Genomic DNA, 22,796 nt, shown 5'->3' on the forward strand with positions numbered 1-22,796 from the left:
CAATCTCGACCACATCTTTGACCGATTTATTCATAAACACACGGCTATTACGACGCTTATGCCACAATGCCGTTGCATCTTCTAAGGTCAACTTATATAGCGTTAATGCACCATCACTTTGGCCTTGAAATGCTTCTGTAATGATCCCGGTAATACGAAAAAGTTGACCCGCATCGGTTACCTGATCGATTGCGACTTGCGTACCAATAAATTGTTTCAGTTCGAGCGTGGCAGAAGTTGAGAGACAGATGAGCTGAACATTCAAACCTTCACTTAAGGCATGTTCCCCATCAATACGTTGCAAGAATACTTGTTCATTCAGCGTGGTATTGGAAAATTGAATATGCAAGGCACGTTTTTGTGGACTAATGCCCAATTTCTCAAGTGCAGAATAAATATTGTTCAGCATCGTTATTATCTAAAATCAGATTTTTATAAAATATGCGGGGTATTTAATCAAAAAAACTCATATTTTTCTAGGCATAATCTGCCTGCTTTTTTGGGTTTTATGTAAGTAAAAATTCAAATTTCTACATCAATTCTTTATGTTATTTTTACTCTATTTATTTCTGCATTAAAAAAATGTAGAGACCATCAAACTAAACTTCAGGTCTCTTCATACCACCTTACTGCCTTGCATCACGATTAATTGGTATTTAAAAATGCGTGAATATTCTCCAATTGTTCTTGTGCTTCGACATAGCCTTGCAAGGCCGCTTTTTCCAAATATTGCTGTGCAATTTTAAGATCACGCTCTACGCCCATGCCATGAATATATAAATAGCCCAATCGCGTTAACGCCGCAGCATTCATCCCCTGAGCCGCTTGTGCATAATAACTATGTGCCTGAGTTAAATCTTGCTGCACACCCAAACCATGTTCTGACATTTCACCAAGCTGGTACAAGGCAGTCACATTTCCTAATCCCGCCGCTTGCGAGAAATACTGCAACGCTTGTTGGAAATCTTGTGTTCCCCATTGTCCTTTTAAATTAACTAGACCCAGTTGCGTGAGTGCATCAGGATGGCCTAATTTTGCCGCCTTCAACAATGCTCGCTGGCTTTGAGCATCATCAAATTGTAGATCAGGCAAGATATTTTCCACAGCTAAACGATAGAGATACCAAGCAGCATCCTGCGAACCTTGTTCTGCGGCTTTTTCCAGATAACTCAGACACTGATCACGATGTGCTAATGGATACTCTGGCAATGCATAAAACCGTCCAATCACATAGTTTTGATCCGCGACACAAGTAATGGACATATCATTTAAATGCCTAGCAGCTTCAATTAAAAGTTGCTGTGCTTGCTTGATATTTCGCTCAACACCGACCCCATGTAGGTAGCATAGTGCCAAACCGACTTGGTTAATGAATAATGGTTTGAATTGATACGCTGTTTGATATAACTCAAATGCTTTTTGCGGATCATCACTAACCAAATACTTTTCAAAATACAGTGCTGCAATAAGACTAATTGCATCAGCATCTTTAAGTTGAGCAGCTTCGGTCAGAAAGCGAAAACCTAAAGTTTCCTGCTTCTCCAAGTACCAACCATGAAAATGTGCAATGCCTAATAATCGGCTGGCTGCCGCAACTTTGTGCTCTTTGGCCTGCTGCAAAAGGTCATGATAAACCCGCTGACGCTGATCGACGTCGATTTTACCCATCAATACTGCTTGATAATATTCATACAACTGCTGCTGGTGCCCGAGTAGCAATCCTCGCTTTAAATATTGCAATGACTTTTCATCATTTTGCGCAAGATACTTTCCTTGAGCATAGAACTGCTGCAATTGCTGAATAGCCGCCATATGGTCTTGTTGGGCAGCTTTCAGTAAATATTCCAATCCCAGAGCAATATTTGGCGTGGCTTGTTTTAAATAGAACTGTGCCAATTGATACTGTGAATTGGCATGTCCATTGTCCGCATTTTTTTGCAACAAATCTAAATGTTGCTGCTCGGCATGTGTCTGATCTTCTGGGTTTAGTTCGGCGAGTCGATATTGTGCATCCAAATGACCGCGTGAAATCGCATGTCGATACCAGTATTGCGCTTTTTCAATATTGGGCACACCGCCATAGATACCTTCTTCAACTTGCCCCAACACATATGCAGCATCATCACTACCTAAACTATTGGCTTTTTCCAATAAAGCCAGCGCATTTTCCACACTGACTTCTCGGCCTAAGCCTTGTAAATGCATCTGCCCCATAGCGACATAGGCCTGCGGAATTTCATGCTGTTTGGCTAAATTTTGATACAACTCATAGGCACGCGCATAGTCGGTTGGTGCATCAAGCATTAAGCGTTCTGCAAATTTCAGCTGTGCATCTAATTGGTCTATCCACAAGTCATGCCCAACCGCTTTAGCCTGATCGCGTTTCACTGGATCGGGTCTTTTCCACATCCAAAACGCAAGTGCTCCCATCCCCAAAATTAGTATCAGTAAAAACCACATACTCGCCCCAAAAAAATCAATATTTTAATTATTCCAACATTGTGTCTGATTTTAATTCTATATACAAAAAAAGCACCGAATTCGTGCTTTATTTTTTTCAAAATGAGATAGCTGTCATGCTTTTGCTCGTTTTGCATCAAGTTTTTTGAGCACCTCTGACACAGCCACCATCGCAAAGCTGGACGTCACCACTACTGCTGAACCATATCCACCACAACGTAAGCCTGCACTTGGACAAACATCAGCACTGGAAAATGGATTATCAATCGAATAAACACAGGTAATGCCAAACTTTTCTTTCGGCTTTTTACAAATGCCTTTGCCGCGTAATTGTGTCCGCAATTTGGCCAACATCGGGTCTTGCTCTGTTCTTGATAAATCTGCGACTCGGATTTTCAGCGGATCAAGTTTACCCCCGGCTCCACCGGAAACGATCAACGGAATTTTATTAAAACGGCAATGTAGCATTAAGGCAAATTTGGCCTTCACATCATCAATACAATCTAAAATTAAATCGGGATTGCCGGCTAATATTTCTTTCACATTTTCAGGTGTTAAGTAATCATCAATTAAATTTATTTTGATTCGGGGATTAATCGCACGGCAGCGCTCTGCCATCACTTCAATTTTTTCATGTCCCAATGTCGTGCTCATGGCAGGCAATTGTCGATTAATATTCGATGCAGCAACCACATCCATATCGACCAAGGTCAGCTCACCAATACCAGTACGCGCTAAAGCTTCGACCGCCCATGAGCCTACACCACCAATCCCTATCACCATGACATGACTTTTTTCATAATGATGAAAACTTTCATCACTATATATTTTGGCTACGCCAGCAAAACGGCGGTCATATTCATCATCTTGGAGCAGTTCAGTCATAGGTTTGGAGGCAGTGTTAAATCAGCCGCCATTTTAGCAAATTCGCTACTTATTTTCTTTGATAAAACGCAATTCAGCAGACAGCACAACAGAGAGGCATTCGCATCAGGTCTAAATCCATCAAAATAAACATTTACAGCGAACGGAGATCTGCTTTAAAAATATAACCATAGATCAAAAAATCAAGTGTGTATTGCCATGGACATCCATCCTCTGCCAAAAAATTTAAAAATTACCGATGACAAAAATGAAATAGATTTAGACACTGTGCATCGCTTTTTAAGCCATACCTATTGGTCAAAAGATATTCCAAAACATGTGGTGAAAAAAGCGATTGAAAACTCTTTGGCCGTGGCCTTACTTCTCGATGATGAACTCATCGGTTTTGGTCGTGCTATTACGGATTATGCAACTTTTGCTTATTTAGCCGATATTTATGTCGCCGATGAACATCGAGGCAAAGGCTATTCAAAATTAATTGTGAGTACTTTATTTGAAAAATGTGGCTCCTCAGATCTAAGACGCATGTTGCTTGCAACGGCAGATGCACATGGTTTATATCGTCAATTTGGCTTTACCGATTTGGCTCAACCTGCAAGTTTTCTCGAGATTCATCAAGCCAACGTCTATCAACGATAGAGAAAATTTCTCGGATAAAAAAAAGAGGCTTTCGCCTCTTTTTCGATCTCACAACCTTAGTCTTTATTCATAATAAAGAAATATTCACGGTAGTATTTGAGCTCTGCAATCGAGTCTCGGATATCATCCATCGCTAAATGTGAAGCATTCTTTTTCAAGCCACCCATGATCTCTGGGCGCCAGCGTTTCGCCAATTCTTTCACTGATGATACATCGAGATTACGGTAGTGGAAGTATTGTTCCATTTCAGGCATTAAACGATGCAAGAAACGACGATCTTGGCAAATTGAGTTACCGCACATCGGTGATGATTTTGGATTTACCCATTTTTTCAAAAATTCTAAAGTTTGCTGTTCAGCATCTTGTGCTGTCAATTTACTACGACGTACACGTTCGATCAGACCTGATTGACCATGTTGGCGAGTGTTCCACTCATCCATTGCATTGAGCACACGGTCAGACTGATGTACCGCAAGCACAGGCCCTTCCGCCAGAATATTTAAATTATCATCCGTCACAATTGTTGCAACTTCAATAATCTGGTCGTTATCTGTATCTAGACCTGTCATTTCAAGGTCAATCCAAATCAGGCGTGTATCAGGTGTGCTGCTCATAAATGTGCAATCTTATTAGGCTGTAAAAATGAACATAGTAGCAAATTTATTGGGCTTGCGCTGTAAATAGACCCTGCTTTCATGCTATTTTTGCCATCTAGTTTTCACGGTTTTTTAGGATATGAATGGCTTTAATTCGTAAGCGCCGACTGACTGAACAGCAGCAACGTCGCATTCAGAAGCAACATAAATCTCGTCAGGAAGAAATCGATACTTCTGCAGATTTGGAAGGCTTGGTCGTCCAACATTATGGTCGTCAACTTGAAGTTCAAGCGCTGTCTACACCCGACCAACATCCTGAAAAACCTATTGTGCAAGCTGGTGAACCTGAACCCCATTGGAAACCCATCGAATTAGGCAGTGTTTGGCGCTGCCATACCCGTACCAATCTCGAATTATTGGTGACGGGTGACCGTGTCAAATGGCAAGCTGACCCGATCACAGGTTTAGGGATTATTACCGCGATTCATCCACGCCAATCTTTACTGACACGCCCTGACCGTTATCACAAAGTGAAACCTGTCGCAGCCAATGTCAGCCTGATTGTGATTGTATTTGCACCACTTCCTGAGCCAGCACCAGGCCTGATTGACCGCTATTTGGTGGCCTGTGCAGATGCCGATATTCCAGCATTATTGGTCTTAAATAAATCCGACTTGCTTAAAGACAACGATCCGATCTTAACGCTATTACAAGAATATCGTGACTTGGGCTATGAGGTCATGCAAACTCAATCTGATGGTGACTTAAGCACACTTTCTGCTCGACTTTCTGGTGAAACTGTCGCATTTGTAGGTCAGTCTGGGGTTGGTAAGAGCACTTTAATTAATGCCATTGTTCCGGATGCTGCGCAAAAAACCAATATTATTTCGGAAAACTCCGCGCTCGGTCAGCACACCACCACCTCTACGCGCTTAATTGCGTTTGGTGAAGGTTCTGCATTGATTGATTCACCAGGAATCCGTGAATTTGGTTTATGGCACCTAGAATTGGAAAAAGTTCAGCAAGGTTTCCCTGAGATCGAGTCACATTTGGGCTATTGCCAGTTCCGTAACTGTACGCATAAACATGAAAAGCAATGTGCGCTTAGAATGGCGGCTCAAAATGGCGAAATTTTACCGCGCCGATTAGACAGTTATTTACGTCTGATCGACGAAATCACGGAAGCGCAGCAAAAAAATTAATTTTTATTCTGTTCATGCCCTTGAAGGGGTGATTTTGATCACCATATTTATGGGCTATACTCTTGGCAATTTAAAATTGTAGTTAGGTGAATTGTGGAACGTTGGTTCGAATTTATGGGGAATCACCCCTTCTTATTTGGAACGCTGGCTGTATTGGTCGTGCTGTTCTTTATTCTTGAAGGCCAGCGTAATGGTCGCAAAATTTCACCTCAATCTTTAGGGATTTTAGTTAAAGCTAAAAATGCTCAATTGATTGACTTACGTGATGCGAAAGACTTCCGCGAAGGTCATATTAGCGGTAGCCGTAATATTCCATATAGCCAAATTACAAAACACATTGAAGAGTTAAAAACTTCTGATCGCCCGTTGGTTTTTGTATGTAACCTTGGTCAAGTGGCAGGTTCTGCATTGCAACAAGTCGGTCATGCAGATGCATACCGTTTAGACGGCGGCATTAGCAACTGGAAAGCTCAAGGCTTACCTCTAGTTAAAAGCAAATAAGCGCTTCTTAGGAGATTAACATGGCTGAAGTTACGATTTATTCAACAACTGTATGTCCTTACTGCATTCGTGCAAAACAGCTCCTAGAGCGTAAAGGCGTGGCTTATAAAGAAATTAATTTATCAAATGAAGCGCCTGAAGTACGTGTTGAATTGATGCAACGCACCAACCACCGTACCGTTCCTCAAATTTTTATTAATGATCAGTTTATTGGCGGTTTTGACCAACTTTATGCTTTAGAGCGTGAAGGCAAACTCGACGGCATGCTATCTTAATTTTAAACATAAATCGTCACCTCATATTAAGGAATAAACAATGAGTGAAGAACAACAAGCTCAACCACAATTGGCATTAGAGCGTATTTATACTAAAGATATTTCTTTCGAAGTACCTGGGGCTCAAGTATTTACTAAAGAATGGCAGCCTGAACTAAATATCAACCTTTCTTCTTCTGCAGAAAAAGTTGATCCAACACACTTCGAAGTTTCACTGAAAGTTGTCGTTCAAGCGAACAATGCGGGTGACACTGCATTTATCGTTGACGTTACTCAAGCAGGTATCTTCCTAATCGATAGCGTTGAAGAAGAACGTCTTCCTTACATTCTTGGTGCTTACTGCCCAAATATCTTGTTCCCATTCCTACGTGAAGCTGTGAACGATATGGTTACTAAAGGCAGCTTCCCACAATTATTGCTTACACCAATTAACTTCGATGCTGAATTCGAAGCGAATTTGCAACGTGCGCAAACTGCTGCTGAAGGCCAAGCTTAATCGCTTATCTTCAAATCTAAAAAAGACCGCTTTTGCGGTCTTTTTTTATGCTTTATTTCTCCCCTCTCCTTCTAGGAGATGAGAAACACTGTTTCGCAATGGGAGAGGTTTTTATTCCCTCACCCTAGCCCTAGCCCTCTCCCAAAGGAAGAGGGAACTTAAAGAGAATTACTCAGCATCTGCCATTAGATCAGCGCTCATACCTACAGTATTAAAGCCAGCATCAACATACAGAATTTCACCTGTGATACCATTTGCCCAAGGTGAGCAAAGGAACAATGCTGCATTACCGACATCTTCAATGGTGACATTGCGTTTAAGCGGTGCGACTTTTTCATTTAGATCTAACATTTTACGGAAAGATTTAATCCCTGAAGCCGCTAAGGTACGAATCGGACCTGCTGAAATCGCATTTACACGAATACCTTCAGCACCAAGACTTGTTGCCAAATAACGTACGCCTGCTTCTAGTGACGCTTTTGCCATACCCATAACGTTATAGTTTGGCATTACGCGTTCAGAACCTTGGTAAGTCAGCGTCAATAAGCAACCTTGACGTGCAGCCAATAAAGGTTTTGCCGCACGAGCCATCGCAATAAAGCTATATGCACTGATGTCGTGAGCAATTTTAAAACCTTCACGGTCGGTAATATCAGTGAAATCGCCATCTAAAGTATGCGCCGGTGCAAAACCAATTGAATGCACAACACCGTCTAGACCATCCCAATGTTTAGCAAGTTCAGCAAAAGCGGTATCTATTTCAGCGTCCACTGCGACATCACATGGGAAAACTAAAGTTGAACCAAATTGTTCAGCAAAATCATCTACACGTTTTTTTAATTTTTCATTTGGATATGTAAAAGCCAGTTCTGCACCTTCGCGATGTAAAGCTTGCGCAATACCAAATGCGATTGATAACTTACTTGCAATACCCGCGATTAAAAAGCGTTTGCCAGCCAATAGTCCTTGTGCCATGTGAAACTCACTCAAAATAATTTAACAGCATAATGCCAAGTCTAAAGCATTTTAGAAATTGCATAATGCGCCTTTTTTTAGAAAACCATCATTGCATGCACGATGCGAATAAAATCAGATTCAATCAAGCGGCGTCAATATTTGTTGCCGCTTAAGCGTCCAGATGCAATGCTTGTAATGAATTAGTCCATAAGACTTGTGCAATCTCAGATTCAGTACGGTTTAAGCTCTGAGCTAGCCCCTGCAATACATAGGGCAAATTGACCGGCGTATTACGGGTACGCCCTTCCGTCGAATGCTGACAACATAAGGGTGTCATATCTGGACAGTCAGTTTCTAAGACCAAATGATCTACACCCAAAGTCTGAACCACTTGATGTAATTTTTTTGCATTAGGATTGGTGATTTGCCCTGTTACACCGATTTTAAAACCTAGCTTGGTAAATGCCTTCGCTTCTTCAACACCACCACTAAATGCATGTGCAATACCACCGAGTTTAAATTGATGCTGCTTTAGCATCGAAAGCACCTCCGCATGGGATTTGCGAATATGCAGCAAAATAGGTTTATCAAACTGCTGTGCTAAATCAAGTTGTGCGGAAAAATACTGCTGCTGCTTTTGAAAAAGTTCAGGCTGCTTATACTGTTTCAAAAAGGTATCTAAACCTATTTCACCGATAGCGACACAATCATGCTGCTTTAGCAGCTGTTCCACATCGAACAAATGTTCTGTACGATGTTGCTCAATATAAAACGGATGTAAGCCGGGGGCTAAATAGCTTTTGGGAGCATTGGATAAACGAGCTAAAAACTCTTGGGTTTGCAGCAAATTGTGAAAACGTGACTGTACAAAACCAATTAATACCAAAGCATCGACACCCGCTTGTTTGGCAGCATACGCCAACTGTTCCCGATCAGCGTCAAAATCGGGAACATCAAAATGCGTATGCGTATCAAACAGTGAGTAAGTCATTGAACTAATTAATTTGCTTTTGCGGCTGAGGCTTCAACAGCTTCAACTGGAGGTAGATATTGCTTTTTCAATACACTTTGCAATTGATCATACGGAATGGTCAAACGTGGTAAACCCACCACATACGGCCCAATTTCATATTCAGCATATTGCAAAATTAAACCTTGCTGACTTAGATAAAAATTATCAGACAGTTTAAATTTCCAAATCTGTTCGTATTCTTGAATATTGTCTGCCAACTTGGCATCTTTCACCCAAGTTTTAAATACTTCATAGCCCCGCTTTTCAAGCTCAGCACGTTGATTTGGCAATAATATGTCGTTGAGCTGCACCAATTTTTGAGTGCTTAAATCGAAGTTATAATATTGCTGTGCAGAAGAACCATGCGCTCCACCTAAATATGAACTGGTATTTAAAACCACAGTTGCCAAGGGTTTTTCAGCATTTAATATTTTAGGTTTAATCATCAAACTGATTTGCTGATTGGCACTTAAAGATTTCAATTCTTTATCTAACTTTAAGAACGCTTGCATATAAGGCTGCGTGGCTTTTTCCAATTTTAATTTGGGCGTTTCAACATTTGCCAAAGCAGATTTTGCTTCAGACGCTGCAGGAACTCCACTTGCAGCGGGAGCATCAGTGCTCAGCGTCTTATCTTCTAAAGGCGAAACAGATAAAATTTCGCCTAACTGTTTTAGAATTTCCGCATCAATAAATTCATCAATAAAGGCTTGATTACTGTTTAAGCGTTCAACTGAAATTTCAGGACAGACCCCGCCATCACATTCAGGTAAATTCAGTTGTAATTTTTCCGCATCACCAATCAGTTTTGCACTCAAATCTGGCTGTTCAGTTTTGGCTTGATCCGGCTTTTTTTCAGGTTCAGCTTGTTGTGGCTGACACGCCGTGAATGCAGCAGAAACTGCCAATATTGAGCTTGCCCAAATTTTATTTTTTTGCACCATTGCTTCAACCTTTCATTTCGAATAATTGATATTTATTTTGGTAAATATCTTATCAAATTAAATACTTTCGTTGATTAGAACATATGCTGATAAACGTCAGCTTTCAATACTTGTTGTGTTTGTGCTTTGCTGAGATAAATATCCAGTTGTTTACCATCTTTGACAATTTCATCTGTACGGTAATGCAAACCAACGCCTTCTTGATCAAAGAACCAATCTGCTTGGCCCCAATAGAGTTTTTTCGGTGCCGATTTTTTGACATCTACCTCTTGTTCATCTAACCATTTGCTATAGGCTTGCTGCACAATAGCATCCATATTTTGCTGTTGCTTTGCTTCAATAATATCTAAAGGTTTAAGATTCTTTTTCGCACGGCGGTCTGCCACAAAAAAATAATAACGCTCTTTGACCGTGATATTTTCCTGTTTGGTATCAACACCGATTTGCAGCAACACATATTGATTACGTTGATAAGGAACTCGTGTGTACATGGCCAATTCATAGGCTTTATTGGTTTTAAACTCTGCCTGCCAAGCATCTGATTTTTTCACATACGCATCGACGGCTTGTTGGAGATTCATATTTTGCTTTAATGCAATCTGATCTTGTACGACGCTGGCCTGATTTTTTTCAATCCAACCATTCAACCACGTATCTACGGTCTGAATGGTTTGTATCTCTAAATCAATACAACTTTTATTTTCACAAAACGGTTTGGCAATTTTTGCGGCTTGCTCTCGAATATTTAAATAGGGCAAAACATCTGGATTGATCACGACCGCTTCAGAAGCGCCATCATCGGCCGGCTTTGTCGCTTTGTTTTCTTTTCCTGAATCACATGCACTGAGCAGCAAAACACTCCCCAAAAGTGCAAAAACTGTAGCATCCTTGAATATTTTCATGATGTCCTAAACGACCAAATGATTGCGTAATGTATGGATTTAAAAACTCTACCACAAAATAAAACAGCTTCACGAAGAAGCTGTTTTATTTCTGTAAAAGAACAACTTAGTGTTCACGTGTATTGCTGAACACGATATCCGGATAACGTTCTTGCATTAACTGTAAATTCACACGACTTGGTGCAAGATAAGTTAAATGACCACCGCCATCGACAGACAATTGGTCGTGTGCTTTTTTCTTAAATTCGTTGAATTTTTTCTCGTCATCACACGATACCCAACGTACGGTATTGATACTTACAGGCTCATAAATACAATCAACTTTGTATTCTTCTTTCAGACGATAAGCCACAACTTCAAACTGAAGTACACCCACAGCACCCACGATTAAATCGTTACTGTTTTGCGGCATAAAGACCTGAGTTGCACCTTCTTCTGAAAGTTCTTTTAAGCCTTTTTGCAGCTGTTTTGACTTCAACGGATCTTTTAAACGCACGCGACGGAACATTTCAGGGGCGAAGTGAGGAATACCGGTAAAGTGTAAATCTTCACCCGAAGTGAAGGTATCGCCGATCTGAATCGTACCATGGTTATGCAAACCGATAATGTCGCCCGGCCATGCTTCTTCAAGGTGCTGACGGTCACCAGCAAGGAACGTTAAAGCATCACTAATACGCACATCTTTACCTAGACGCACATGTTTCATTTTTAAGCCTTTTTCATACTTACCTGAACAGATACGCATGAATGCAATACGGTCACGGTGTTTTGGATCCATATTGGCTTGAATTTTAAAGACGAAACCAGTGAAGCCTTCTTCAGTCGCTTCAACTTTACGGTCTTGAGTTGGATGTGCTTTAGGTTCAGGCGCATATTGACTAAATGCATCCAAAACATGGTCTACACCAAAGTTACCGAGTGCCGTACCAAACAACACTGGCGTTTGACGACCTGCCAAAAATTCATCACGGTCTAAAGGTTCATTGGCCATTTGAACCAATTCCAATGATTCTTCAAATGCAGCCCAAGCGAGATCACCGACTTTTTCACGCAAATCTGCATAGTCATAGCCATCACGGACTTCAATATCCGTAATTGTTGAACCGAAACCTGCCTTATAAACGTAGAATTTTTCTTCGAGTAGGTTAAATACACCGGCAAAGTCACGACCTGTGCCCAGTGGCCAAGTAATCGGAACACATTTAATTTTTAAAACGTTTTCGATTTCATCAAGAAGTTCTAATGGCTCACGAATTTCACGGTCCATTTTGTTGACGAATGAAATAATCGGCGTGTCGCGCATACGACACACTTCCATCAATTTGATCGTACGGTCTTCGACACCTTTTGCACCATCAATCACCATAAGCGCAGAGTCAACAGCGGTTAATGTACGGTAGGTATCTTCAGAAAAGTCTTCATGCCCTGGGGTGTCGAGCAAGTTAATCATCTTGTCTTTAAACGGGAACTGCATAACAGAAGTGGTGATCGAAATACCACGTTCTTTTTCCATTTCCATCCAGTCAGACGTTGCCGCACGATCAGATTTACGGCTTTTTACCATACCTGCAACCTGAATCGCCTGTCCCCATAACAACAGTTTTTCTGTCATTGTGGTTTTACCGGCATCGGGGTGGGAAATAATAGCGAAAGTACGTCGCTGAGCGACCTGTGTCGCTAATTCTTCTTTAAAACTCATGAAAGACACCTACTGCAAAACTCGCAGTGCAAAAGATCAGATCTGATCAATATGGAAAATTGGCGATATTGTATCAGATTGACCATTAAAAATAATCAACCACATCGGGTTGAGTCAAAATCTTAGCGTGGCATGTCTTGATGTTTTACATTGGATGACGACCTGTTTTTATCGACGATATAACGCATTTCTCTGTCTTTTTTTCTCACTCATTGGCAATGCGATCAGACTACGAGGACTTTATTCAACCTTCATTTTCATGCTTTCTTCAAGCTGTGCCACTGGCATCGGCATTCCTAACAAATATCCCTGCAACTGTTGGCAACCTAAACGTTTTAAAATTTCTGCTTGTTGTTCTGTCTCTACACCTTCTGCAGTGACCGTTAAACCCAGTCGAATTGCCAAGTGAATAATACTTTCTAAAATAATTTCTTCTTTAGAACCGACGCTCAAATTGCGGATAAACTCACGGTCAATTTTCAGCTCATCTACAGGCAGTTCTTTTAAATACAAGAAACTTGAATGTCCCGTTCCAAAGTCATCAATCGCAACTTTAATTCCCATCTTTCTCAAATGTTCAAAAGTCAAGATACTGGCATCGATATGATGCATCGCTGTTGACTCGGTAATTTCAATAATTAAATGTGACGGGTTAATTTCATACCGTGCAAAAAGCGACTCTAAGGTACTAAATAAATGTTTATGTTCAAACTGAATCGCTGATAAATTGACCGCAATCGGATACAGCGGCATATTCAGCTTTTCCCAGTGCTGAATTTGCTTACAGGCTTCTTCAAGCGCCCAATAGCCCATGGCAATAATCAGTCCAGTTTTTTCTGCACCATTGATAAACTTATTTGGCGTCAGCATACCTAGAGTTGGATGATTCCAACGAATTAAGGCCTCAACCCCACAAATTTCACGATCAACGGCATTAAATTTTGGCTGATAAAACAAGCTAAACTGCTGTTCTTCTACCGCTTTATATAAATCATTGATCAGTTTCGTCTGACTTTTTTCTTCAAATTGGTCGGCAGTATAATTAAAAAATGAATAGGTATTACGCCCCTGATACTTCGAACTCAGCATTGCGGTGTCTGCATTGATCAGTAGGTCTTGTAAGTTCGCACCATGTTCAGGGTACATCGCAATACCAATACTGCCTGAAATATTGATTTCCTTACCTGCAATCAAAAAGCTTTCTTGCATCAATTCCAATATTTTTTCAGACATTGCTGTGGCAGAGTCATTGCTTGCCGACTCAAGCACAATCAGAAACTCGTCCCCACCGATTCGTAGCAATTTGGCTTTATCATTAATTAAACGGTGAATGCGTGTGGCAATTTGAATTAGTAGTTGATCACCCACATGGTGTCCAAACACATCATTGACCGCTTTAAAACGGTCGATATCAATATAAATAAAAGCAATTTTATCTTGTCTTAAGCGATGCTCTGTAAATAGAAAATGTGCATATTCAGCCAAAAATAGTCGATTAGGTAAACGGGTCAAATTGTCCTGTACCGCTTGATTGGCTAGTTCTCGATTTGCGCGCATCAACTGCAAACTGCGATGTTCTAAACGTTGCTCAAGTACTGCAACGCTAAAGGCCGCCATCAACAATAAACTGGTGACAAATAAGACAATAAATAGCAATAAATTATGGTTAATTTGAGCCGCAACCAATACATCCATCGAGTTTAGCGGTACAAAATCAACAGCTGCCATACCAATATAATGCATAGCGACAATGCTAAAAGTCAGCATGACCGCAACAAAGGCATTCATGATGTTACGTTTTGGCGAGTATTTATTTTTAAACGTTAGCCAAAATGCCAAACACGAGCCACAGATCGCAACTAAAATTGAACAGATAACAATTAAAGGTTCGTATCGTTGCTCATAACCCTGAACGTCTAAACTCAGCATCCCCGTGTAATGCATTCCGGAAATGCCTAGCCCCATTAAAACTGAGCCTAAAATTAAACGAGGAAATGGTAGCGTCAGTCGTGTGGTTAACCACACGGCAAAAGTGGACGCGACAAAGGCAATAAAATAGGATGTCAGAGTAAGACTGGTATCAAAACTATGATTTGAAGGTAAATGGCTGGCCATCATACCTACAAAATGCATGCACCAAATCGCAGCACCTAAAATTGCACCGCTGAATAATAATATGACATTTTCATATCTTGGTCGTGTTCCACGAAACAACATTTGTTCGAGTGAAACCGCTAAGTAACAACTTAATAATGCAACTACGATTGAACCAACGACCAGATTGTAATCATAATGAATATGGGTCATATCAAGCGTTCCGCTTAGGTTATCGTGGCACTTTCTTTAACCGAATTACCCAATCTATCTCTTCCCTTTAACTTGTTACATTTTCAATTACTTACTTATTTTCTCTTAGAATCTATTAGTCTACGGTAATGGTCAAGTCTTTCTTTCAAGATTTTAAGCAACTGATTAATTTAAAAAAATAAAGCTTGATGAAGTTCACTAAAACTTAAACTTTTGATAAAAATTGCATCAGGTGTTTATTATTTTAGAACAGTTTCTAATCATAATAAAATGAATAAGTTAGAATCATTTATAGATTGCTTTCTAGATTTAAATCGAACACCGCCCTACTCACAAAAAAATAGCGAGCCGTAGCTCGCTATTTCTCAATGGATAAATTCATCTTTTCTGTCAAAAACTCAAGCAATCATCTCAATGTTATTTATGGATGAATTACTTACTTTTTGGCTGTTGTTGTATGCGTTTTGCCTTGTAATTTGGCATAGTCCATTAGCACGTTTGCTGCTTCCGTCACAAAGACTTCTTCTTCAGGCAGTGCTGGACGTTGGTTTGCCTTCATTTTTGCACGTGCCTCCACCAATGCATCCATAGACGCTTGGTAGCTTTCCCAGTTGGCATAAGGTTTTTGACCCAACACTTTACGACGCTGATTTTCAGCATCCAAAGACTTTTGCTCTAGTGCCAACAGCTCGGCTTTACGCTTCGCTAAGTCAAGCACCACACGCTTTTGCTCTTCTGTCTTTTTCGCAATCGCAGTACGTTGCTCTAAATATTTAAATTGCGGATCAATGCTGACACGTTGCTGAGATGACTTAATCAAATCGGGAACATAGGCTTGGATCGAGCCTTCACGTTTAAACGGTGCTGTAGGAATGGTATCCCACTGTAAAGCATTTTTCGCTTTACGTTCACCAAACTCTTCATTGTAAATATCAACCAACTTAATATCAGGCACGACTCCTTTATTCTGGGTACTTCCGCCAGTCACGCGGTAAAATTTACGTTGCGTTAAGGTTGCTTGACCATAGGCTAAAGAGTCAAGTTGTACCTGCGCTGTTCCTTTACCCGTTGTGGTGCTACCAATCACCACACCACGTTCATAGTCTTGAATCGCAGCAGAATAAATTTCACTCGCAGACGCCGAAGCCAAGTTAATTAATACTGCCAATGGACCTGCATAAGTTTGCGCGCCCCCATCATCATCTTCAAACACGCTGACATTGCCATTGCCATCACGGATTTGCACCACTGGACCTGATTTAATCACTTGACCAAGCATACGTGCCACTTCTTCAAGTGAGCCACCAGGGTTGTTACGTAAGTCAATGATGATACCCTCAACATTTTGAGCATCTAAAGTTTTTAAGGCTTTATTGGTATCTTCTGACACAGAACGGTAGTCTGTACCTGCACGACGTGCACGATAGTTCAAGTAAAACGATGGAATTTCAATTACACCGAACTTATGTTTTTTGCCATCACGCTCAATTTCAACGGTACGTGAACGCACGCCTGCATCTTCTTCTTGAATCACATCACGTACAATTGTGACATTTCGCGCTTGATTCATGGACGCACCAGCACCCAATAAACGTAGAGTCACTTTGGTGCCACGTTTACCACGAATCAGTCCGACAATTTCATTGCTCGGCCAACCGATCACATCCACCATTTTGTCGCCATCTTGGGCAACACCAACAATGCGATCACCTGACTTGACTTGTCCTGATTTGCTGGCTGGACCACCTTCTACAATCGTTTCAATTTTAGTGTAGTCTTCGTTGCCACGTTCAGGACGAATCGACACCCCAATCCCTTCCAATTGCAGCGTGGTTTGACGGTTCAATTCCATCGCATCTACAGGTGGGAAATAGTTACTGTGCGGATCATACGTCAGCATCATGGCATTCAGAGTTTTATCAAGCACATCATCGCTTTTTAAACGACTAATCCGCTCTAACTGACGTGTATAACGCTTAGTTAAGGTCTGTTCAGGTGTTAAATCTTCCGGACCAGTTAAATCTTGACCATTTGCCAGTGTTGGGTCATCTTTCAACGCTTTCTGTTTGGCTTTCTCTTCTTCTTTGCTGATGGTTAAATTGATCAGCTGAGAGACCAACATTTTATTCCAATGCGCACGCTGTTCTTCTGTCGATTTAAAGAATGGCGCTTTTTCACGATCGGTTTCGATGTAGTTATTCGGTTGATTTAAATTCTGTGGCTTTTTCAGCTCTTCCAACATATAGGTGTAGAACTGTTTTAAGCGCTCACGATATTGCGCATGAATCGCATACGGCCCTGTTAAATTGCCCGCTTTGAGATTTGCACCAAAAGTTGAACCATAACGTTTTTTATAATTTTCAATATCCGATGCCAAGAACAAAGTATGTTCAGCATCTAAACTATCAATATAAAAATCTAAAATACGGTTAGATGTATTGGCATCTAAACGCTGATTTAAATAGTGTTGACGGTCTACCAATGTTGCAAGCTGACGTGAGACCAAGGCTTGCTCTTGTGTGGGCTGAATAGTACCCGCGCTCACTGCTTCTGTATTATTGGCAGCAATTGCGTCATTCACCACATGAGTGAAAAAGAATCCACCTGTCGCAATCGCAACGGCACAAGCTAATGTTTGAAGTTTCATAAATAATTTGTACTTCCTTGGTATTAAGACCAATATTACCGTGTTGGTTTTCGACCTGAATTGAATAGATTCAAAATCTTAAACAACTTAATATGTTTATGTCGTGTAGTTTTATCATATTCTCTGCTGACAAAGTGTAGCAAATCATTGCAGAATTCAGGTATTGTTTTTCCTTAAAAATTCCAACACGGACACCGAATATGATTGGCGCATTAATGCTCGACATTGCTGGCACAGAACTTACCCAAGAAGATATTGAACTATTACAGGCACCACAAGTTGGCGGCATGATTTTATTTGGTCGCAACATTGAATCTCCTGAACAAGTTCGTGCCCTGACCGACCATATGCGTCAAATCCGTCCTGATATTTTAATTGCCGTCGATCAGGAAGGTGGTCGTGTACAACGCTTAAAACAAGGCTTCACACTCCTACCAGCTATGGGTAAGTTTGGAGAACTTTACTTAACTGAACCTGAAAAAGCTGTTGAACTGGCTGAACAATGTGGCTGGTTGATGGCAGCTGAAGTCCTTGCGGTCGGCATCGATTTTAGTTTTGCACCAGTGCTGGACCTAAATGATGTCAGTGATGTGATTGGTGACCGTGGTTTTGCCAAAAATATGCAAGACATCATTCCACTGGCAAGTGCTTTCTTAAAAGGTATGAAACGTGCGGGGATGGCATCTACAGGTAAGCATTTCCCAGGCCATGGCTCGGTGAAAGCAGATTCACATATCGCTGCTGCCGTAGATCATCGTAGTTATGAAGAAATCTATCAAAAAGACATGCAAAGCTTTATTCAACTGCAACCACAGCTTGATGCATTAATGCCTGCGCATGTGATTTATGAAAATATTGATCCTAATCCTGCTGGATTTTCACCGTATTGGATTCAGAAAGTCTTACGTCAAGAGCTCCAATTTGATGGCGTTTTATTCTCCGATGATTTAAGCATGCAAGCCGCTTGTGTCGCTGGCGGCGCAGATGCTCGTATCCAAGAAGCATTAAATGCAGGTTGTGATATGGGCCTTGTATGTAATAACCGTGAATCTGCATGCATTGCGCTGGATGGCATTCAAAACTTGGCTCTCCCAAATCAAGAACGCCTAGAACGTATGCGCGGTAAAATCCCACAAATTGAGATTGGACAAAGCATTGAACTCGGGGCGGAATGGCAAAACGTGCGTAACCGTATTGTGGATTTTAAAAATCAATATTGCTAATCCAAGACTTTCAAAATTCTAGAAAATGGAGCACGACAAGGTGCTCCTTTTTGATTTATGATGAAGACAAAATAAGTGCTTCGGCGCTATACAAAAATTGCCAATAAAAACAACATTAGGTCAGGACGACATGACACAAAGTTTATCGGAACATCGACACATTTCCTTTACTGCACATTACACCGGCTATATTTGGTACAGCATGGGGATTTCGCATCCCGTTTTTGCCACACGTAAAGGCAAATTTTTAGCACGTTTAGTCCATCCTTTAGAGAGCTGGGCAGAAAAGAATGTGGGCGGTAGCATGCGTTCGACGCTTAAACAGCGCCATGCCATGATCGATCAATATTTAGATCAACTCATTGCCCAACACCCTCAGCTACAAGTCCTTGAAATTGCCTGTGGCCTCTCCCCGCGCGTTGGAATTTTCGCACCAAGCATCCTGAAATTGACTATCGTGAACTCGACTTGCCGGATATGGCAAAAATCAAAACACAAGCACTCAAACAAATTGACCCGCATGCCCCTGAGGTCTTAACTGGTGACATTTTCACTCAAGATTTTGAACGTATTTTTCAGAGTTTTGACCCTGAACGTCCTTTGGTGGTGATTAGCGAGGGGCTAATTAATTACTTTGATCAAGCCCTGCTGAATAAATTATTGCAAGGGATCACCGAATATGGCGCCTCGTTTCAGGAATTACATTATCTGACCGACATCTATCCAGAACCCGTCAAGAACCGTTTAGCACGCTTTATTTGGGCCAGCAGTAAATTACTCAAAGTTATGTCACGCAGCGCTTTTACTTTTCATTTTCAATCCCCTGCTGAATTACAGCAGTTTTTCACCCATACAGGATTTGAAGAAGTAAAAGTCGTTCAGCCGGCCTTATACTTTCCACAACAGCAGCAAGAACAAGTGATTCCTTTTCACGATGCAGAGCAGCACTGTGGAGATTTGGTTTGGATGGTCCATGCTAAAATAAAAAAACAGCGCTAAAGCGCTGTTTTTTTTATATGTTCATGTTTTAACTTACAGCTTCTAATATCAACACATCTTCTTTTTGGCGTTGTACAAAGCGCAATAAACGCTCCGCCAACTCAAAACTACCATGCTTAAACAAAGCACGAACCTGCGTATCTACAACGTCAAAGATGAGACATTCAATTTTAAACTCACCTTCTTCATCTTCTAGATGTAATGCCAAATCCCGTGGATATGCATGCATGGAGTCCAACATTTCAGCCTGCACATTCAACAACACCCCAAAATAATTTAAATCTATAATTTGAGTGTCAACCACAAGGTCTGAATGGCGATGAGATAAATGCGTGAATGGCTGTTGTACACTCACCCGCGCTTCGCCACGGCGTTCGATATTTTGCATTTGCTCTCGGCTCATTGGAATGATCCCTTCCAACTGCTGAATAGACTCACCGCGTAGATAAGTTGCAAACAAATTCATAGTTTCCTTACGACGCTGCAACTGAGGTAAATGATCCGCATTGGCAATCATGGCAAATTGCATATTCGGACATTGCAAGGCAAAACCTGCATTTTCATGTGGCAAAGTAAAACTGTCGTACTGCCCGCATGACACCAATACATCACATTGTGGAATCGGCACGTCTTGCAAACGCAGCAAACGATTACAGTTAATGTCATAACGCTCTTGTTCGGTATTGGTGAATTCAGCCATTTGTCTAAAGAACAAACGCTTTGCTGTCGGTGACATCCGCGTCACATCCAGTTTGGCATGATTGACCAAATACAAAATCACCGCTTGACCAAATTCATCCATGCGTTGTTCTTTCATCAAATGCAAGGATTCTTCAAGCAACATGCGCCAGCTCTTGCGCGTTTTTTGCATTACGCCCATCAATATCATGCGATCAATCAATTCAGGACGTTGATCCGCCAGTCCTGCTGCCACCACTGAACCTAGTGACATCCCCATCACGGATACTTTTTCTAGCCCGACGATATCCAGCCAAACGCCCAACATCTGCGCCAGATCACCCAACTCTAAAGTCCCTGCTGACACTGCTGTATCTACATTGGTAATTTGCTGGTTTGAGCCCATGGATGGTAAATCAATTAAAATAATAGGGCCTGCCGCAAATAGTTGTTCGACACAATATTTGTAGGAATTAAAGTTTTGAAATGCCCCACCAATAATAACAATCGGGGTGCGATGAATGGTTTCAGGTTGTGCAATGGCCATATATTCGACCTTCCAGCCATCAATCCATGTCGTTCTGGCAGGCTGTTTAAAGCTTTGCTTGTCATACAGATCGAAAAAACTGTAATGCGTACTTTCCTGTACGGTGGGATCCATTTGGATAATGGAATTCATATTCCTTTCCTCCATTCCTGCCTTATTTTTATTGTCAGGAATTCATTTAGAGACTCTGCTCGACTTAGCGTCCTGCTCTTTAATCGTTATTTGTACGACTTCAATGTCGCTATTGTTTCATTCTATACAGAGGTTCATTTTACAAGCAACTGATATCCCCGCCGCTTATCTACTTTTGTTCTAAAAACAATTTCAAAATGTTAATTCTGGTCAGCAAGTACAGTCGAATATGCACTTAAGTGCTTCATTGTTCAGTCACAGGCTGTTAATATCGAGTTGAAATTTCTAAGTGATCAAACCGCTATGCAAGAGTCTATTGAACAATACATGCAAACGGTAGGACAGCAAGCACGCACAGCATCACGTGTGCTCGCAGGGGCTTCTACCCAGACTAAAAATAATGCCTTATCAGCAATTTATACTGCTTTACAAAACAGTGAAACTGCAATTTTGGCAGCTAACCAAGTGGATATGACCAAAGCGCATAACAACAACTTGGATAGCGCTCTACTTGATCGCTTAGAACTTACCCCCACACGCTTTAAAGGCATGCTCCAAGGTCTAAAAGATGTAATCGCACTCACTGACCCGATTGGTGAAATTACCGATATGGCCTTTCGTCCGACAGGTATTCAGCTGGGCAAAATGCGCGTACCGCTAGGTGTTGTCGGCATGATTTACGAATCTCGCCCAAATGTCACCCTTGAAGCCGCATCTTTAGCGCTTAAATCAGGTAACGCGATTATTTTACGTGGTGGTTCTGAAGCTTTGGAATCTAACCAAGCAATTGCGGCAGCGATTCAACATGGCTTAACTGCCGCAGGTGTACCTGAGCATGCCGTTCAAGTGATAAATACCCCAGACCGTGCTGCGGTTGGCCAATTAATTACTATGCCTGAATATGTCGATGTGATCGTACCTCGTGGTGGCAAAAGCTTAATTGAACGTATTACCAATGAAGCACGTGTGCCTGTTATCAAACATCTTGATGGTAACTGCCATGTTTTTGTGGAAGCTCAGGCTGATTTGCAAAAAGCATTACCTATTGCGCTTAATGCCAAAACACACCGTTATGGCGTATGTAATGCCATGGAAACCTTACTTGTCGATGAAAATGTCGCTGAAGAGTTTTTACCACGCATTGCTGAACTTTATGCTGAGAAAAAAGTTGAACTGCGTGGCTGTGCTGAAACGCAGCGCATTTTGGGTGAGTCGATTGTTCCTGCAACTGAGGAAGATTGGTACACCGAATACTTAGGCCCAATTTTGGCAGTGAAAGTCGTTACAGGCTTAGATGAAGCAATTGAGCACATCAACAAATATGGCTCACACCATACCGACTCAATCATTACCGAAAACTTCAGTTTGGCGCGTCAGTTCTTGGCGCGTGTAGATTCGAGTTCAGTGATGATTAATGCCTCAACGCGCTTTGCGGATGGGTTTGAATATGGTCTTGGTGCTGAGATCGGTATTTCAACTGATAAAATCCATGCACGTGGTCCAGTCGGTCTTGAAGGTCTGACTTCTCAAAAATGGATTGTGTTTGGTGATGGTCAAATTCGCCAATAACACCCAATAAGACAATGAAAGCTGTGCTTTTCTGATTAAAGGCACAGCTTTTTTTATGGCAATTTAAAAAACTAGACCCAAGGTTCACATATTGAAATATAAGCCTGCAAACACAGGATATAGAAT

Annotated in this window: 19 protein-coding genes and 1 pseudogene; 8 read left to right on the forward strand and 12 right to left on the reverse strand. The window is 41.3% G+C overall.

Annotated elements, in window-relative coordinates:
- From AVJ20_RS02500 to AVJ20_RS02510, 3 genes are all read right to left on the reverse strand, one after another.
- Positions 1-409, reverse strand: a 409-nt coding sequence (locus AVJ20_RS02500; protein WP_228157146.1) for a phage late control D family protein, incomplete at its 3' end; no start/stop codon positions are given.
- Between the two features lie 236 nt (positions 410-645).
- Positions 646-2,460 (reverse strand): tetratricopeptide repeat protein, encoded by a 1,815-nt coding sequence (locus AVJ20_RS02505; RefSeq protein WP_111884032.1) that lies wholly within the window; start codon positions 2,458-2,460, stop codon positions 646-648.
- Positions 2,461-2,574: 114 nt separating this feature from the next.
- Entirely contained in the window at positions 2,575-3,345 is a 771-nt protein-coding gene (locus AVJ20_RS02510) for a ThiF family adenylyltransferase (protein ID WP_111884033.1), read from the reverse strand.
- A 198-nt stretch (positions 3,346-3,543) separates the two neighbouring features.
- Here AVJ20_RS02510 and AVJ20_RS02515 point away from each other — a divergent pair, with 198 nt between their 5' ends.
- A complete protein-coding gene (locus AVJ20_RS02515) occupies positions 3,544-3,984 on the forward strand; it encodes a GNAT family N-acetyltransferase (protein ID WP_111884034.1) in 441 nt (146 codons plus the stop codon).
- Between the two features lie 56 nt (positions 3,985-4,040).
- Here the strand turns inward: AVJ20_RS02515 and orn are convergent, their stop codons facing one another.
- On the reverse strand, positions 4,041-4,598 hold the full coding sequence (gene orn, locus AVJ20_RS02520) for an oligoribonuclease (protein ID WP_067763591.1): 558 nt from the start codon (positions 4,596-4,598) through the stop codon (positions 4,041-4,043).
- Between the two features lie 125 nt (positions 4,599-4,723).
- Between orn and rsgA the strand changes: the two genes are divergently transcribed.
- The 4 genes from rsgA to secB all read left to right on the forward strand — a co-directional run bounded on the left by rsgA (position 4,724) and on the right by secB (position 7,054).
- On the forward strand, positions 4,724-5,782 hold the full coding sequence (gene rsgA, locus AVJ20_RS02525) for a ribosome small subunit-dependent GTPase A (protein ID WP_078192688.1): 1,059 nt from the start codon (positions 4,724-4,726) through the stop codon (positions 5,780-5,782).
- 93 nt (positions 5,783-5,875) lie between these two features.
- On the forward strand, positions 5,876-6,283 hold the full coding sequence (locus AVJ20_RS02530) for a rhodanese-like domain-containing protein (protein ID WP_078189639.1): 408 nt from the start codon (positions 5,876-5,878) through the stop codon (positions 6,281-6,283).
- A gap of 20 nt (positions 6,284-6,303) precedes the next feature.
- Positions 6,304-6,558, forward strand: a complete 255-nt coding sequence (grxC, locus tag AVJ20_RS02535; protein ID WP_078189640.1) for a glutaredoxin 3 — start codon at positions 6,304-6,306, stop codon at positions 6,556-6,558.
- Between the two features lie 40 nt (positions 6,559-6,598).
- On the forward strand, positions 6,599-7,054 hold the full coding sequence (gene secB / locus AVJ20_RS02540; protein ID WP_078189641.1) for a protein-export chaperone SecB: 456 nt from the start codon (positions 6,599-6,601) through the stop codon (positions 7,052-7,054).
- 168 nt (positions 7,055-7,222) lie between these two features.
- On the opposite strand, the gene AVJ20_RS02545 is transcribed toward secB, so the two are convergent.
- The 7 genes from AVJ20_RS02545 to AVJ20_RS02575 all read right to left on the reverse strand — a co-directional run bounded on the left by AVJ20_RS02545 (position 7,223) and on the right by AVJ20_RS02575 (position 17,522).
- Positions 7,223-8,029 carry an enoyl-ACP reductase FabI gene (locus AVJ20_RS02545; protein ID WP_078189642.1) on the reverse strand — a complete coding sequence of 269 codons (807 nt, stop codon included), beginning with the start codon at positions 8,027-8,029 and terminating at the stop codon, positions 7,223-7,225.
- A 151-nt stretch (positions 8,030-8,180) separates the two neighbouring features.
- Entirely contained in the window at positions 8,181-9,002 is an 822-nt protein-coding gene (locus AVJ20_RS02550) for a TatD family hydrolase (protein WP_111884035.1), read from the reverse strand.
- 8 nt (positions 9,003-9,010) lie between these two features.
- The gene (locus AVJ20_RS02555) at positions 9,011-9,967 is read right to left on the reverse strand and encodes an RsiV family protein (protein ID WP_111884036.1); all 957 of its coding nucleotides are present in this window, start codon (positions 9,965-9,967) and stop codon (positions 9,011-9,013) included.
- A gap of 74 nt (positions 9,968-10,041) precedes the next feature.
- Positions 10,042-10,869: a hypothetical protein gene (locus AVJ20_RS02560; RefSeq protein ID WP_111884037.1), complete on the reverse strand. Its 828-nt coding sequence runs from the start codon at positions 10,867-10,869 to the stop codon at positions 10,042-10,044.
- Positions 10,870-10,975: 106 nt separating this feature from the next.
- Positions 10,976-12,568 (reverse strand): peptide chain release factor 3, encoded by a 1,593-nt coding sequence (locus AVJ20_RS02565; protein WP_078192693.1) that lies wholly within the window; start codon positions 12,566-12,568, stop codon positions 10,976-10,978.
- Between the two features lie 240 nt (positions 12,569-12,808).
- The gene (locus tag AVJ20_RS02570; protein ID WP_111884038.1) at positions 12,809-14,875 is read right to left on the reverse strand and encodes an EAL domain-containing protein; all 2,067 of its coding nucleotides are present in this window, start codon (positions 14,873-14,875) and stop codon (positions 12,809-12,811) included.
- A gap of 436 nt (positions 14,876-15,311) precedes the next feature.
- Positions 15,312-17,522: a carboxy terminal-processing peptidase gene (locus AVJ20_RS02575; protein WP_111884039.1), complete on the reverse strand. Its 2,211-nt coding sequence runs from the start codon at positions 17,520-17,522 to the stop codon at positions 15,312-15,314.
- Between the two features lie 200 nt (positions 17,523-17,722).
- Here AVJ20_RS02575 and nagZ point away from each other — a divergent pair, with 200 nt between their 5' ends.
- Both nagZ and AVJ20_RS02585 read left to right on the forward strand, forming a co-directional pair.
- On the forward strand, positions 17,723-18,745 hold the full coding sequence (gene nagZ / locus AVJ20_RS02580; RefSeq protein ID WP_111884040.1) for a beta-N-acetylhexosaminidase: 1,023 nt from the start codon (positions 17,723-17,725) through the stop codon (positions 18,743-18,745).
- Positions 18,746-18,875: 130 nt separating this feature from the next.
- Positions 18,876-19,744, forward strand: a pseudogene (locus AVJ20_RS02585) (class I SAM-dependent methyltransferase).
- Positions 19,745-19,772: 28 nt separating this feature from the next.
- On the opposite strand, the gene AVJ20_RS02590 reads toward AVJ20_RS02585, so the two are convergent.
- The gene (locus AVJ20_RS02590) at positions 19,773-21,101 is read right to left on the reverse strand and encodes an alpha/beta fold hydrolase (protein ID WP_111884041.1); all 1,329 of its coding nucleotides are present in this window, start codon (positions 21,099-21,101) and stop codon (positions 19,773-19,775) included.
- Positions 21,102-21,404: 303 nt separating this feature from the next.
- On the opposite strand from AVJ20_RS02590, the gene AVJ20_RS02595 reads away from it, so the two are divergent.
- A complete protein-coding gene (locus AVJ20_RS02595; RefSeq protein WP_111884042.1) occupies positions 21,405-22,670 on the forward strand; it encodes a glutamate-5-semialdehyde dehydrogenase in 1,266 nt (421 codons plus the stop codon).
- The last annotated feature ends 126 nt before the right edge of the window (positions 22,671-22,796 follow it).

The organism is Acinetobacter sp. CFCC 11171 (genome assembly GCF_003268405.1).
Taxonomy (GTDB): domain Bacteria; phylum Pseudomonadota; class Gammaproteobacteria; order Pseudomonadales; family Moraxellaceae; genus Acinetobacter; species Acinetobacter amyesii.

Excerpts from the sequence above, each read along its gene's own strand:
- AVJ20_RS02560 (WP_111884037.1), bottom strand. The coding sequence starts at position 10,869 with ATGAAAATATTCAAGGATGCTACAGTTTTTGCACTTTTGGGGAGTGTT.
- orn (WP_067763591.1), bottom strand. The coding sequence starts at position 4,598 with ATGAGCAGCACACCTGATACACGCCTGATTTGGATTGACCTTGAAATG.
- AVJ20_RS02515 (WP_111884034.1), top strand. The coding sequence starts at position 3,544 with ATGGACATCCATCCTCTGCCAAAAAATTTAAAAATTACCGATGACAAA.
- AVJ20_RS02505 (WP_111884032.1), bottom strand. The coding sequence starts at position 2,460 with ATGTGGTTTTTACTGATACTAATTTTGGGGATGGGAGCACTTGCGTTT.
- AVJ20_RS02575 (WP_111884039.1), bottom strand. The coding sequence starts at position 17,522 with ATGAAACTTCAAACATTAGCTTGTGCCGTTGCGATTGCGACAGGTGGA.
- rsgA (WP_078192688.1), top strand. The coding sequence starts at position 4,724 with ATGGCTTTAATTCGTAAGCGCCGACTGACTGAACAGCAGCAACGTCGC.
- AVJ20_RS02545 (WP_078189642.1), bottom strand. The coding sequence starts at position 8,029 with ATGGCACAAGGACTATTGGCTGGCAAACGCTTTTTAATCGCGGGTATT.
- AVJ20_RS02550 (WP_111884035.1), bottom strand. The coding sequence starts at position 9,002 with ATGACTTACTCACTGTTTGATACGCATACGCATTTTGATGTTCCCGAT.
- AVJ20_RS02510 (WP_111884033.1), bottom strand. The coding sequence starts at position 3,345 with ATGACTGAACTGCTCCAAGATGATGAATATGACCGCCGTTTTGCTGGC.
- AVJ20_RS02590 (WP_111884041.1), bottom strand. The coding sequence starts at position 21,101 with ATGAATTCCATTATCCAAATGGATCCCACCGTACAGGAAAGTACGCAT.
- AVJ20_RS02570 (WP_111884038.1), bottom strand. The coding sequence starts at position 14,875 with ATGACCCATATTCATTATGATTACAATCTGGTCGTTGGTTCAATCGTA.
- AVJ20_RS02555 (WP_111884036.1), bottom strand. The coding sequence starts at position 9,967 with ATGGTGCAAAAAAATAAAATTTGGGCAAGCTCAATATTGGCAGTTTCT.
- AVJ20_RS02595 (WP_111884042.1), top strand. The coding sequence starts at position 21,405 with ATGCAAGAGTCTATTGAACAATACATGCAAACGGTAGGACAGCAAGCA.
- nagZ (WP_111884040.1), top strand. The coding sequence starts at position 17,723 with ATGATTGGCGCATTAATGCTCGACATTGCTGGCACAGAACTTACCCAA.
- secB (WP_078189641.1), top strand. The coding sequence starts at position 6,599 with ATGAGTGAAGAACAACAAGCTCAACCACAATTGGCATTAGAGCGTATT.
- AVJ20_RS02565 (WP_078192693.1), bottom strand. The coding sequence starts at position 12,568 with ATGAGTTTTAAAGAAGAATTAGCGACACAGGTCGCTCAGCGACGTACT.
- grxC (WP_078189640.1), top strand. The coding sequence starts at position 6,304 with ATGGCTGAAGTTACGATTTATTCAACAACTGTATGTCCTTACTGCATT.